Source organism: Comamonas koreensis, assembly GCF_014076495.1.
GTDB lineage: Bacteria > Pseudomonadota > Gammaproteobacteria > Burkholderiales > Burkholderiaceae_C > Comamonas > Comamonas squillarum.
In genome coordinates this window covers 572,035-585,212 of sequence record NZ_CP043575.1, presented here as the reverse complement: position 1 = coordinate 585,212, position 13,178 = coordinate 572,035, and the positions used below count along the sequence as shown (strand labels likewise).

At 60.8% G+C, this 13,178-nt stretch carries 10 protein-coding genes and 3 pseudogenes; 5 read left to right on the top strand and 8 right to left on the bottom strand.

Annotated elements, in window-relative coordinates; genetic code table 11:
• Window positions 1-81 precede the first annotated feature (81 nt).
• Window positions 82-933 carry a sulfonamide-resistant dihydropteroate synthase Sul1 gene (gene sul1 / locus F0Q04_RS02745; protein WP_031966051.1) on the bottom strand — a complete coding sequence of 284 codons (852 nt, stop codon included), beginning with the start codon at window positions 931-933 and terminating at the stop codon, window positions 82-84.
• Window positions 934-1,034: 101 nt separating this feature from the next.
• Between sul1 and intI1 the strand changes: the two are divergent.
• From intI1 to F0Q04_RS02730, 3 genes and pseudogenes are all read left to right on the top strand, one after another.
• Window positions 1,035-1,334 (top strand): annotated as a pseudogene (intI1, locus tag F0Q04_RS23920) (class 1 integron integrase IntI1); the annotation flags it as partial.
• A gap of 3 nt (window positions 1,335-1,337) precedes the next feature.
• Window positions 1,338-1,688 (top strand): annotated as a pseudogene (locus tag F0Q04_RS02735) (TCP-1/cpn60 chaperonin family protein); the annotation flags it as partial.
• Window positions 1,689-1,962: 274 nt separating this feature from the next.
• Window positions 1,963-3,447 carry an IS91 family transposase gene (locus F0Q04_RS02730; protein ID WP_022742855.1) on the top strand — a complete coding sequence of 495 codons (1,485 nt, stop codon included), beginning with the start codon at window positions 1,963-1,965 and terminating at the stop codon, window positions 3,445-3,447.
• Window positions 3,448-3,538: 91 nt separating this feature from the next.
• Here F0Q04_RS02730 and F0Q04_RS02725 read toward each other — a convergent pair whose 3' ends face one another.
• Together F0Q04_RS02725 and tet(G) are read right to left on the bottom strand one after the other, a co-directional pair.
• Window positions 3,539-4,258, bottom strand: coding sequence for a LysR family transcriptional regulator (locus F0Q04_RS02725; RefSeq protein WP_023139374.1), 720 nt, complete (start codon window positions 4,256-4,258; stop codon window positions 3,539-3,541).
• Window positions 4,259-4,350: 92 nt separating this feature from the next.
• Window positions 4,351-5,526 (bottom strand): tetracycline efflux MFS transporter Tet(G), encoded by a 1,176-nt coding sequence (gene tet(G), locus F0Q04_RS02720; RefSeq protein WP_001257840.1) that lies wholly within the window; start codon window positions 5,524-5,526, stop codon window positions 4,351-4,353.
• 103 nt (window positions 5,527-5,629) lie between these two features.
• Between tet(G) and tetR(G) the strand changes: the two genes are divergently transcribed.
• Window positions 5,630-6,256 (top strand): tetracycline resistance transcriptional repressor TetR(G), encoded by a 627-nt coding sequence (gene tetR(G), locus F0Q04_RS02715; protein WP_000163574.1) that lies wholly within the window; start codon window positions 5,630-5,632, stop codon window positions 6,254-6,256.
• Here tetR(G) and F0Q04_RS24290 read toward each other — a convergent pair.
• From F0Q04_RS24290 to F0Q04_RS02695, 4 genes and pseudogenes are all read right to left on the bottom strand, one after another.
• Window positions 6,253-6,336: pseudogene (locus F0Q04_RS24290) on the bottom strand (DUF3363 domain-containing protein); the annotation flags it as partial. The gene tetR(G) and the pseudogene F0Q04_RS24290 sit on opposite strands and share 4 nt — an antisense overlap.
• A 105-nt stretch (window positions 6,337-6,441) precedes the next feature.
• Window positions 6,442-7,278 (bottom strand): aminoglycoside O-phosphotransferase APH(6)-Id, encoded by an 837-nt coding sequence (locus F0Q04_RS02705; protein WP_000480968.1) that lies wholly within the window; start codon window positions 7,276-7,278, stop codon window positions 6,442-6,444.
• On the bottom strand, window positions 7,278-8,081 hold the full coding sequence (gene aph(3'')-Ib / locus F0Q04_RS02700) for an aminoglycoside O-phosphotransferase APH(3'')-Ib (protein ID WP_001082319.1): 804 nt from the start codon (window positions 8,079-8,081) through the stop codon (window positions 7,278-7,280). The genes F0Q04_RS02705 and aph(3'')-Ib overlap by 1 nt, the downstream gene beginning before the upstream one ends.
• An 11-nt stretch (window positions 8,082-8,092) precedes the next feature.
• On the bottom strand, window positions 8,093-8,761 hold the full coding sequence (locus F0Q04_RS02695; protein WP_023434504.1) for a recombinase family protein: 669 nt from the start codon (window positions 8,759-8,761) through the stop codon (window positions 8,093-8,095).
• 125 nt (window positions 8,762-8,886) lie between these two features.
• On the opposite strand from F0Q04_RS02695, the gene F0Q04_RS02690 reads away from it, so the two are divergent.
• A complete protein-coding gene (locus tag F0Q04_RS02690) occupies window positions 8,887-11,772 on the top strand; it encodes a Tn3 family transposase (RefSeq protein WP_182344332.1) in 2,886 nt (961 codons plus the stop codon).
• Between the two features lie 165 nt (window positions 11,773-11,937).
• On the opposite strand, the gene floR is transcribed toward F0Q04_RS02690, so the two are convergent.
• Window positions 11,938-13,152 carry a chloramphenicol/florfenicol efflux MFS transporter FloR gene (gene floR, locus F0Q04_RS02685; RefSeq protein WP_182344330.1) on the bottom strand — a complete coding sequence of 405 codons (1,215 nt, stop codon included), beginning with the start codon at window positions 13,150-13,152 and terminating at the stop codon, window positions 11,938-11,940.
• Window positions 13,153-13,178: the final 26 nt, after the last annotated feature.

Genomic DNA, 13,178 nt, shown 5'->3' with positions numbered 1-13,178 from the left:
ATCCTGACGAGCCCAGCATGTCTGCGCCCACCTTCGCGGAACCTGACCAGGGTCCGCTAGCGGGCGGCCGGAAGGTGAATGCTAGGCATGATCTAACCCTCGGTCTCTGGCGTCGCGACTGCGAAATTTCGCGAGGGTTTCCGAGATGGTGATTGCGCTTCGCAGATCTCCAGGCGCGTGGGTGCGGACGTAGTCAGCGCCATTGCCGATCGCGTGAAGTTCCGCCGCAAGGCTCGCTGGACCCAGATCCTTTACAGGAAGGCCAACGGTGGCGCCCAAGAAGGATTTCCGCGACACCGAGACCAATAGCGGAAGCCCCAACGCCGACTTCAGCTTTTGAAGGTTCGACAGCACGTGCAGCGATGTTTCCGGTGCGGGGCTCAAGAAAAATCCCATCCCCGGATCGAGGATGAGCCGGTCGGCAGCGACCCCGCTCCGTCGCAAGGCGGAAACCCGCGCCTCGAAGAACCGCACAATCTCGTCGAGCGCGTCTTCGGGTCGAAGGTGACCGGTGCGGGTGGCGATGCCATCCCGCTGCGCTGAGTGCATAACCACCAGCCTGCAGTCCGCCTCAGCAATATCGGGATAGAGCGCAGGGTCAGGAAATCCTTGGATATCGTTCAGGTAGCCCACGCCGCGCTTGAGCGCATAGCGCTGGGTTTCCGGTTGGAAGCTGTCGATTGAAACACGGTGCATCTGATCGGACAGGGCGTCTAAGAGCGGCGCAATACGTCTGATCTCATCGGCCGGCGATACAGGCCTCGCGTCCGGATGGCTGGCGGCCGGTCCGACATCCACGACGTCTGATCCGACTCGCAGCATTTCGATCGCCGCGGTGACAGCGCCGGCGGGGTCTAGCCGCCGGCTCTCATCGAAGAAGGAGTCCTCGGTGAGATTCAGAATGCCGAACACCGTCACCCTGCTGCGTAACATCGTTGCTGCTCCATAACATCAAACATCGACCCACGGCGTAACGCGCTTGCTGCTTGGATGCCCGAGGCATAGACTGTACAAAAAAACAGTCATAACAAGCCATGAAAACCGCCACTGCGCCGTTACCACCGCTGCGTTCGGTCAAGGTTCTGGACCAGTTGCGTGAGCGCATACGCTACTTGCATTACAGTTTACGAACCGAACAGGCTTATGTCCACTGGGTTCGTGCCTTCATCCGTTTCCACGGTGTGCGTCACCCGGCAACCTTGGGCAGCAGCGAAGTCGAGGCATTTCTGTCCTGGCTGGCGAACGAGCGCAAGGTTTCGGTCTCCACGCATCGTCAGGCATTGGCGGCCTTGCTGTTCTTCTACGGCAAGGTGCTGTGCACGGATCTGCCCTGGCAGGGCATCAACGAAGACCAGAACCTGGGCATCGCCATCACCCGCCGTGCGCTGGAAGCCCCGCTGCGCGCCATCGTGGCCAACGCCGGTGAAGAACCGAGCGTGATCGTGGCCAACGTCAAGGCCGGCGAAGGCAGCTACGGCTACAACGCCGCCACCGGCGAGTTCGGCGACATGATCGCCATGGGCATCCTGGACCCGACCAAGGTGACCCGCTCGGCCCTGCAGCACGCCGCTTCCGTCGCCGGCCTTGCGATCACGACCGAAGTGGTCGTGGCCGAAGTGCCGAAGAAGGAAGAGCCGGCCATGCCGGGTGCTGGCGGTATGGGCGGCATGGGCGGCATGGATTTCTGATCCGGTTGGCCCGGTCGTCAGGGAACCGGACCGCGCCAGCGCGGTCCGATCCCGGCAACGACCCGACATCAAGGCCCCAAGGACGGGGCCGGAGCCCGGCAGCGATGCCGGGCTTTTTGTTGTGCCCGCGCCGCGGCAATGTCTGACGCGAAGATCAGAACGCACCGATACGAACGTGCGAACACAGGCGCAACACTGAGCAGCCGTCCCCGCACCGGAGCGCTGCGTGCCGCGCCTCGCCACATCCCGGCGGCAAGCCGCGGGATGCGCGCCACTGCCGTCCGCCCACACCGGTTCGCGGTACGCGCGCCACGCGCCCGAGCGCACGCTGCTGTACGCGTTGGTAGAGGCGCACTACCCGGACTTCATTGCACGGATCGAAGCGGAGGGCCGCTCGCTGCCCGGGTATGTCCGCGAGGCGTTCGATGCCTACCTGCGTTGCGGCGTACTCGAGCACGGCTTCCTGCGGGTGGTGTGCGAGCACTGCCGTGCAGAGAGGCTGGTGGCCTTCTCCTGCAAGAAGCGCGGGTTCTGCCCGAGTTGCGGCGCGCGACGCATGGCCGAGAGTGCGCGGCACCTGGTCGAGGAGGTGTTCGGCCCGCGGCCTGTGCGGCAATGGGTGCTGAGCTTTCCGTACCCCTTGCGTTTCCTGTTCGCCAGCAAGCCAGAAGCCATTGGCCCGGTGCTGGGCATCGTGCAGCGCGTGATCGCCGGCTGGTTGGCCGATCAAGCCGGCATCGACCGCGCCAGCGCCCAGTGCGGCGCGGTGACGCTGATCCAGCGTTTCGGCAGCGCGCTGAACCTGAACATCCACTTCCACATGCTGTGGCTCGACGGCGTGTACGTGGAAGCCACCGAGCTGCCGCGGCGCGAACTGCGCCTGCACCGCGCCCGTGCGCCCACCACCGCGCAGTTGACCCAGCTGGCAGCTACCATCGCGCACCGGGTGTGTCGGCACCTGACGCGCAAAGGCTGGCTCGAAGGGGAGGGCGAATCGGCCTTCCTGGCAGACAGCGCTGCAGGCGACGACAGCATGGATGGGCTGCGGATGAGTTCGATCACCTACCGCATCGCCACCGGCCGCGACGCTGGCTGCAAGGTCGTCACGCTGCAAACGCTGCCCGGTGACGCCGGTTCGCTGGAGGGCGAAGCCGGCAAGGTCGGCGGCTTCTCACTGCATGCCGGCGTGGCGGCCGAAGCACACGAAAGCCACAAGCTGGAAAAGCTGTGCCGCTACATCACGCGCCCGGCGATCAGCGAGAAGCGGCTGTCGATAGCGCTCCAGGGCAGGGTGCGTTACCAGCTCAAGACCCCGTGGCGCAATGGCACCACGCATGTGGAATGGGATCCGGTGGATTTCATCGCCAAGCTGGCGGCGCTGGTCCCGCCACCTCGCGCGCATCTCACCCGCTTCCACGGCGTATTCGCCCCGAATGCAAACCTGCGTGCGCAGCTGACGCCCTCGGGGCGCGGCAAGCGGCCTGCGGGCGATGCGGCGCCAGTGGACGTCAGCGCCCACGACGCGCCGCGCAGCCCCGAGGAGAAGCGCCGTGCGATGAGCTGGGCGCAACGGCTCAAGCGGGTCTTTTCCATCGACGTCACCGCCTGCGTCCACTGCGGTGGCACCGTGCGGATCGTCGCCAGCATCGAGGAACCCACCGCCATCCGCGCCATCCTCGCCCACTTCGAGAAGCACGGCGCGCGGGAAGAAGCGCACTACAGGCCCGCAGCGCGCGCGCCGCCAGTGCAAGCCGCGTGACGATCTGCCGGCTGCACAGCCGACGGCGAAACCGGAATCCGAGCCGATGCGGCCACGATCCGCAGGGCGGCGCTCGGCCCGCTGTCGGGAATCAGCGAAGCATGGCTGCTGACAACGCCGCTGCGTGGCCCCGCGATGCCGAAATCCCACTCACAGACGTCCGATCCGTGCCCAAAACGGGGCTTGCGCGACCGCCGCCTACCCAGCAGACTGCCCGAAAAGGGCGTTTGAACTTCCTATACGCAAGGAACGTCTCGCCTGCCAAATCGGGCCATGTGACGGCTGACCGCTTGGCGAGCGGATGCCGTTCCGGTAGCACCGCCAAGAGCGGTTCGGTCCATGTGCGACGGGAATGGCAGTCGGGTGGTTGGGGCGTGCCCGCGACGAACGCCACGTCCAACCTGCCGGCGCGAAGCTGCACCACCGCTTCACGGGCCGGGCCTTCGGCGATCTCGACTTCAACATCGGGGTAATCCTTGCGGTATTGGCCGATCAGCTTTGCGAGGAAGCTATGCGGAATCAGGGCATGGATACCGATACGAAGCCGGCCGCTTTCTCCGGCTGCCGCCATGCCGGCGGTTTTCACCGCATGGTCGAGTTGGTCAATACCTACGGCTATCCGCTCGACGAAATGGCGTCCGGCCTCGGTCAGCCGAACGCCGCGCGCATGACGCTCGAACAAGAGGATGCCGAGGTCTTCTTCCAGTGCCTTCACGCGGGCGCTGACGCTGGACTGTGCAACGCCGAGCGCGTTGGCGGCGTGACGGAAGTTGAGATATTCGGCGACAGCGAGAGTGTGAACTAAGGTCATCATTGGCACTCGCCCCGAAAGGAGATGATTGCTCAACAGATTTAATCCGTCATTTCTCCTAAGTCTACGCATGCCAAATCGCCATGACTAAATCACAATGAAGTTGCGAATGGTCTGCGTAGTATTGGCAGACATATTAAATAGAGGATCGCGCCGACAATCCAAACCCAACCGTTCCATGCCCCAGCGGTGGCAGAATAGAGTGCTGTGAAGCCAAGCGGTCCTGCGATAGAGCTTAGATTGGTGAGGCTCGTTAGCGTTCCTTGCAAAGCCCCTTGCTTGTTACTGCTGACATTGTTTGAGAGCATTGCCTGCAAGGCCGGCATGCCAACACCCCCGGCGGCAAGCAGCAACAGAATCGGGAACACCATCCATCCCTGCGTGGCAAAAGCCAGAAGAACGAAGCCAGTCGCATCCGCAGCCATGCCAAACAGCAGCGTGCGCCGCTCTCCAAGCCGGCTTGAAAGCGGGCCGGTAACAAACGCTTGGAAGATCGCATGTGTTGCCCCAAACGCCGCGAGCGACAAACCAACGGTCGCGGTGTTCCACTGAAAACGGTCCTCGCCATATATGACCCATAGGGCTGCAGGCACTTGGCCGATCAGTTGAATAATGAAGAAAACTGCGAAAAGCGCACCTAGCCCGCGCAATGCATCATCCAGCCGTAACAGAACGAATGGTTTGATGCGAACCGGCTTTCCGGTCCCGCCATGGCTGTGATGAGTCTCCTTGAGGAAAATGCAGGCAAGCAGGAACGCGAACCCGTTGAGAAGGGCGGCGGCGATAAACGGGGCATGAGCAGAGATACCACCGAGCATGCCACCAAGTGCTGGCCCGGCAATCATGCCCGCCCCATAACAGGCCCCCATGTAGCCGAACCAGCGTGCGCGAGAACCTTCCCCCGTCGAATCGGCAATGGTTGAGGCTGCTACAGCTCCGGTTGCGCCCGTGACGCCGGACACGAGTCGGCCGATATAGAGCACCCATAAGACCGGCGCTGATGCCATAATCGTGTAATCGACTGCGGCTCCTGCAAGAGAAGCCAGAAGTACCGGACGCCGACCGTAAGAATCCGAAAGCTGTCCAAGCATGGGCGCGAAGACGACCTGCATCAATGCATAGAGCGACAGCAAGGCACCATAGTGTCCAGCGACCTGCTCTGCTGGCACAAGCTCACGCAGAAGCGTCGGAAGGACGGGCATGATGAGGCCGAGACCCATGGCGTCAAGACCCACGATCAGCAGGGCAATGATGGCAGAGCTGCGCACCTGAAACTCCAGCGCCGCTCAATGGAGCGACTTTATCAACGATAAGGAGATGGAAATATAACTTATCGGTGATAAATTGTCAAGCACTGGCGAAGGAACGTGAATGACCAAACTGGACAAGGGCACCGTGATCGCGGCGGCGCTAGAGCTGTTGAACGAGGTTGGCATGGACAGCCTGACGACGCGGAAGCTCGCTGAACGCCTCAAGGTTCAGCAGCCTGCGCTTTACTGGCATTTCCAGAACAAGCGAGCGCTGCTTGATGCGCTCGCCGAGGCGATGCTGGCGGAACGCCATACCCGCTCGCTACCCGAAGAGAATGAGGACTGGCGGGTGTTCCTGAAAGAGAATGCCCTGAGCTTCAGAACGGCGTTGCTCTCTTATCGGGACGGCGCGCGTATCCATGCCGGCACTCGACCGACAGAACCGAATTTTGGCACCGCCGAGACGCAAATACGCTTTCTCTGCGCGGAGGGCTTTTGTCCGAAGCGCGCCGTTTGGGCGCTCCGGGCGGTCAGTCACTATGTGGTCGGTTCCGTTCTCGAGCAGCAGGCATCTGATGCCGATGAGAGAGTTCCGGACAGGCCAGATGTGTCCGAGCAAGCACCGTCGTCCTTCCTGCACGATCTGTTTCACGAGTTGGAAACAGACGGCATGGATGCTGCGTTCAACTTCGGACTCGACAGCCTCATCGCTGGTTTCGAGCGGCTGCGTTCATCTACAACAGATTAGAGGCTTATGCCCCTTTGCCGCCCCAACTGCCACGACACCGATCCGCTTTGCACGATGCCCATGACCTCACGGCCGAGCTGGGGTCGTTTGCGGGAAGGGGCGGAATCCTACGCTAAGGCTTTGGCCAGCGATATTCTCCGGTGAGATTGATGTGTTCCCAGGGGATAGGAGAAGTCGCTTGATATCTAGTATGACGTCTGTCGCACCTGCTTGATCGCGGCCGCGATAGCTAGATCGCGTTGCTCCTCTTCTCCATCCGCGTTCCAAGCTGCGGAAAGGCACCCATAAGCGTACGCCTGGTCGAGCAGGCGACGCGGATCGACGTCCAGCGCACGAGAGAATGCGTCCGCCATCTGTGCAATGCGTCTAGGATCGAGACAAAGGTCGTCTCTGTCAGCCGGATCGTAGAACATATTGGCGGCGCCAAAGCCCACTTCACCGACCAGACCGACGGGATCTATCACCAGCCAGCCGCGACTGGAGAACATGATGTTTTCATGATGCAGATCGCCATGTAGCCCACGCAGTTCCGAGGCATTGCTCATCATTTGATCGGCTATAATCGCCGCGTGGACGTAGTCAGTTTGACAACCTGCGTTTTGATCATCGCGCGCCCGCTGAAACAAAGCTGCAAAGCGATCCCGGATCGGGAGAAGGGCAGAAGGCAGGGGTTCCTCAGATGCGGCATACAGCTTCGCCATTAGTTCCGCTGCAATTTCGGTCGCCTGGTAGTCGCCGTGCTCGGCAACGATGTGAGAGAGCATTCGCTCCCCGGCATATTCGAGCAACATCAGATTGTTCTCACGACCGAGCAACCGGACTGCTCCCCTCCCATTGCGCCATACCAGATAGTCGGCCCCGCGCAGTTCATCAGCAATGTCTTCTATAGGTTTCAATCCCTTGACGATTGCAGGAGTCCCGTCTGGCAATGAAACTTTCCAAACGAGGCTGGAAAAGGTGTCCGCAATGAGAACAGGTTGCGAAACGTGCCAATGAGCAGGAAAAACAGGCGGCATGAACATCAACCCCAAGTCAGAGGGTCCAATCGCAGATAGAAGGCAAGGCGTTCGCGGTCGGGGGCTTCGATCCCCAATACATTGAATAGGACAGCGAAGGCGCGCTCTGCTTCATCTGGCGCTGCCCAGTTCTCTTCGGCGTTAGCAATCATGAGTGCCAAATCGGCATAGCGATCTGCTGTTCCGAGCCGCCCAAGGTCGATCAGACCCGTGCATTGAAGAGTTTTAGGGTCCACCATGAAGTTCGGCATGCAGGGATCACCATGGCAAACAACCATATCGGTGCGCTCTTGGTCGAGCCGCACCGGTAGCTCTCGTTCGACACGAGCCAAAAGATCGAGCTGCGGCGTACTCTTGTCCTCGTCCGGTAAGAAGTCGGGATTGACGGCATTGCGGGACACCACATCAACGGCGCGTCCGAACATTCGCGACAGCCTGCGCTCAAACGGACATTGATCAACCGATAGGCTGTGAACAGCGCCAAGTTGCTGCCCCATTGACGGCCACGCTTTGAGCAAATCCGCTCCAGACAGATCAGCCGCCGGTACTCCCGGAATTGCCGTTATCACCAAGCATGCACCCTCCTGTTCCTCCTGCCAGTTGATGACCTCGGGGCAAGCCACACCTCGACCTTTGAGCCAAATGAGGCGGTCACGCTCTCCAGCGAGCTCACCGCGGCGGGAAGCAGGTGCGATTTTCGCGAAGGCATGCCCGTCACCACGTCGAAAAACAAAATCACCAGATTCTCCGCCTCTGACAGGCAACCAGTCAGAATGCGATTCACCAAAAAAAATATTAGTTCGATTCAATGGAGGTTCCTTCAGTTTTCTGATGAAGCGCGGAGGTGGCTCAACTTGCGAAAAGAAACGAGTTGCGACGTAAGTCCGAGAACATGCTTTCCATGGTCTCTGAGCTCGCCTTTGGGACCGACATATCGGTAGAGAGTGACGCGCTCGATGCCGAGTTCCTTGCAGAGATCGGAAACTGAAGTATCGCGCTGGGCCATGGCGGCTTGCGCGAGACGCACCTGAGCTTTGGTGAGCGCGAATTTTCGTCCGCCCTTGCGACCGCGCGCTCTCGCGGAGGCGAGACCCGCCATGGTGCGCTCTCGGATCAGATCCCGCTCGAACTCGGCCAAGGTGGCGAAGATTCCGAACACCATGCGACCGGACGCAGTCGTGGTGTCGATCTGAGCGCCCTTTCCAGTCAGAACCCGCAGGCCGATCTTGCGGTCTGACAGCTCCTTCACCGTGTTGACCAGATGGGCAAGCGATCGTCCGAGGCGATCGAGCTTCCAGACCACCAGCACATCGCCGTCACGCAATGACTTGAGGCAGGCAGTCAAGCCAGGGCGATCATCACGACCGCCGGAAGCAAGATCATCATAGATATTGTCCCGTTCGACACCTGCGGCGCGCAAGGTGTCGTGCTGCAGGTCGAGAGACTGCGAGCCATCGGCTTTGGAGACGCGGGCATATCCGATCAGCATGTATCACAAACGTTGGTTTGAGGCGGCGCTTCGGCCACGATTGCATTGACCTCTGGAAATGTATCTCAACCAGCTTCATAAACAAAGCGTCTTGAACGCTATCAGATTTTGAAAAAGGAACATGTATGCCGCGTCGCGTCACTCTAACCGATCGGCAGAAAGACGCGCTGTTGCGCTTGCCGACTTCACAGACGGATTTGCTCAAGCACTATACGCTGAGTGATGAAGACCTTGGGCATATCAGGCTGCGTCGGCGCGCTCACAACAGGTTCGGCTTCGCCCTGCAATTGTGTGTCCTGCGCTATCCCGGCCGGGTGCTGGCTCCAGGCGAACTGATCCCTGCAGAGGTCATCGAATTTATCGGAGCGCAGCTTGGCCTGGGTGCCGACGATCTCGTAGACTATGCTGCCCGCGAGGAAACACGGCACGAGCATCTTGCCGAGTTACGGGGGCTCTACGGCTTCCGCACCTTCTCCGGACGTGGTGCGAGCGAGCTGAAGGAATGGTTGTTCCGAGAAGCCGAGATGGCGGTGTCGAACGAGGATATCGCCCGTCGCTTCGTAGCCGAGTGCCGACGCACCCGCACTGTCCTTCCCGCGACATCCACGATCGAGCGGCTTTGTGCCGCGGCTCTCGTCGATGCCGAGCGACGCATCGAGACGAGGATCGCCATTCGTCTGCCTATGTCGATCCGAGAACAGTTGCTGGCATTGCTCGAGGAGACGGCTGATGATCGGGTGACCCGTTTTGTGTGGCTGCGCCAGTTCGAGCCTGGCTCGAACTCTTCGTCGGCCAACCGGCTGCTCGACCGGCTCGAATATCTGCAACGCGTCGATCTCCCCGAGGATCTGCTTGCCGGCGTTCCTGCCCATCGGGTGACTCGTCTGCGCAGGCAGGGTGAACGGTATTATGCCGACGGCATGCGCGATCTCCCGGAGGACAGGCGGCTTGCGATCTTGGCTGTTTGCGTCTCGGAATGGCAGGCGATGTTGGCCGACGCAGTGGTCGAAACCCACGACCGGATCGTCGGCCGTCTCTACCGTGCTTCGGAGCGTATTTGCCATGCAAAGGTCGCAGACGAAGCGGGGGTGGTGCGTGACACCCTGAAATCCTTCGCCGAGATCGGGGGCGCCCTGGTCGATGCACAGGATGATGGCCAGCCGCTGGGCGACGTCATCGCGAGCGGATCAGGGTGGGACGGCTTCAAAACCCTTGTTGCAATGGCAACCAGGCTCACCGCCACCATGGCCGACGATCCGCTCAACCATGTGCTCGACGGTTATCACCGCTTCCGCCGATACGCTCCACGCATGTTGCGCCTGCTCGATCTGCGAGCTGCGCCCGTTGCACTGCCGCTTCTGGAAGCGGTGACGGCCCTTCGTACCGGTTTGAACGATGCCGCGATGACCAGCTTCTTGCGGCCCAGCTCGAAATGGCATCGCCACCTTCGGGCCCAGAGGGCTGGCGACGCTCGCCTATGGGAGATCGCGGTGCTGTTCCATCTGCGCGATGCGTTCCGCTCCGGAGATGTCTGGCTTACTAGGTCCCGGCGCTATGGCGATCTGAAACACGCACTCGTTCCGGCACAAGCCATCGCGGAAGGCGGTCGTCTCGCTGTGCCATTGCGGCCGGAGGAATGGCTGGCAGACCGGCAAACTCGCCTCGACATGCGGTTGCGCGAGCTTGGCCGTGCCGCTCGCGCAGGCACGATCCCGGGCGGGTCGATTGAAAACGGCGTTCTGCATATCGAGAAACTCGAAGCCGCCGCGCCGACAGGCGCCGAAGATCTGGTGCTCGATCTCTACAAGCAGATCCCGCCCACGCGCATCACCGATCTCCTGCTGGAGGTGGATGCGGCGACCGGCTTCACCGAAGCGTTCACCCATCTGCGCACAGGAGCACCCTGCGCTGACCGGATCGGGCTAATGAACGTTATCTTGGCGGAAGGGATCAACCTCGGCTTGCGCAAAATGGCGGATGCGACAAACACCCACACCTTCTGGGAATTGATCCGCATTGGACGGTGGCATGTCGAGGGCGAAGCCTATGACCGGGCGCTGGCCATGGTGGTCGAGGCACAGGCAGCGTTACCCATGGCCCGGTTCTGGGGCATGGGCACGTCGGCTTCGAGCGACGGACAGTTCTTCGTCGCTACAGAGCAAGGTGAGGCCATGAACCTGGTCAACGCGAAATATGGCAATACCCCGGGCCTGAAAGCCTATAGCCACGTCTCCGACCAATATGCGCCGTTCGCAACCCAGGTGATTCCTGCAACGGCAAGCGAAGCGCCTTACATCCTCGATGGCCTGCTGATGAACGATGCTGGACGCCATATCCGCGAGCAGTTCACCGACACGGGCGGCTTCACCGATCACGTCTTTGCCGCATGTGCCATTCTCGGCTACCGGTTCGCTCCGCGCATCCGCGACCTGCCATCCAAACGGCTCTACGCGTTCAATCCGTCGGCCGCCCCGGCGCACCTGCGAGCGTTGATCGGCGGAAAGGTCAACCAAGCCATGATCGAGCGCAATTGGCCCGACACCCTGCGCATCGCCGCCACCATTGCTGCCGGGACCGTCGCGCCAAGCCAGATTCTGCGGAAACTCGCCTCCTATCCGCGGCAGAACGAGCTCGCGACAGCCCTGCGGGAAGTCGGTCGCGTCGAGCGCACCCTGTTCATGATCGACTGGATTCTGGATGCCGAACTCCAACGGCGTGCCCAGATCGGGCTCAACAAAGGCGAAGCTCATCATGCGCTGAAGCGGGCAATCAGCTTCCACCGCCGCGGTGAAATCCGCGACCGTTCCGCCGAAGGCCAGCATTACCGCATCGCCGGCATGAATCTGCTCGCCGCCATCATCATCTTCTGGAACACCATGAAGCTCGGCGAGGTCGTTGCAAACCAGAAACGCGATGGAAAGCTGCTATCGCCCGATCTCTTGGCCCATGTTTCGCCGCTCGGATGGGAACACATCAATCTCACCGGAGAATATCGCTGGCCAAAGCCTTAGCGTAGGATTCCGCCCCCTCCCGCAAACGACCCCGAGCTGGCGGTCGATGACCGGCCGCCACGGGACAAGGGAAATGAGCGGTATCTTGCCAGACAGGATACCGCCATTCACGAGGTTTCGAAGATTATTGCGCCGCATCGGAGCGGGCTTGCTTCCAGTCGTCGGCTAGACGACTGGCGACTTCTCGGTGGCAGCATCACGGGATCGAAGGAGCGCCAGCCCCAACGACACCAGCACTGCCATTGCCGTGGCGTAACAAATCACGGGCCACGCTGTATCGCCGTTTAACAGCGTCACCGCCAATGTCCCGACGATACTGACTATCAGGCTTTGGATGCAGAAGTAGAACGCAACCGCTGATCCAGCGATGTCGTCGAACTGCGCAAGTGCGCCGTTGGCGGTAACGGACACCGTGAAGACAATGCCGACCGCGACAACCCACATCGGTAGGATGAAGGTGAGGAATGACGGCGAGCCGTAAAGTTCGCCGATCCCCAACAGGACCGCTCCGCAAACAAGCAACGCCATCCCACGCGCCACGCATCCTGCGATGCCCCATCTGGCGACAAAGGACTTCGCGAAACGGGTTGTCACGATCATTACAAGCGCGACAGTGGCGAAGGCAAAGCTGAATCCGATCTCGGAATATTCCGCTTGGCCTATGAGCACACTGGGAGCCGTCGAGAAGAAGACGAAGTAGGTGCCCATACCGGCGCTAAAGCCGACAGTGTAAACCCAAAAAGCCGGACTCGCGAAGATCGGCAAGACAGATCGGCGCGTCTTGACTTGATCCAGAGGGCGGGTTTCGTGCCACCTGAAACCCGCATTTAGGAGTGCGAGCATCGCCAGTATAGCCAAAGTAATGAATATCGCCTGCCATCCCAAGAACTCGCCGATCAATGCTCCGGCGATAGGGCCGAGCGCAGGCACGAACGCCAGCATCGAACTGAAAAGGCCGTAGATGACGACACCCTCAGGACGGTTGGCATAAACGTCGCGAACCGTCGCGAACGTCGCCACCAGCATGGCCGACGCGCCCACTGCTTGAAGTAGACGGAAAGCGACAAAGGCCGGTGCAGTTGAAGACCAAGCTGCTCCCAGAGACGCAATGACGAAAGCCGTTGCGCCCGCAAGTAGAATTGGCCGTCGCCCGATTCTGTCTGAGAGCGGACCAAAAATCACCTGGCCCACGCCGAGCATCACCATATAGAGGCTCAACGTGAGTTGGATCATAGCGGGCGTCGTGTTCAGGATGCCGGGCATCGCTGGAACGACAGGGAGATAAATATCCATCGCCAGTGAAGCGAGGATGTCGAAAGGAGCCATCAGCAGCAGTGCTGCCGGCAGCGTATAGGCCCACGCGGGGCGTGTGGTGGTCATGACGAATCAACCCTCGATTAAGGAAT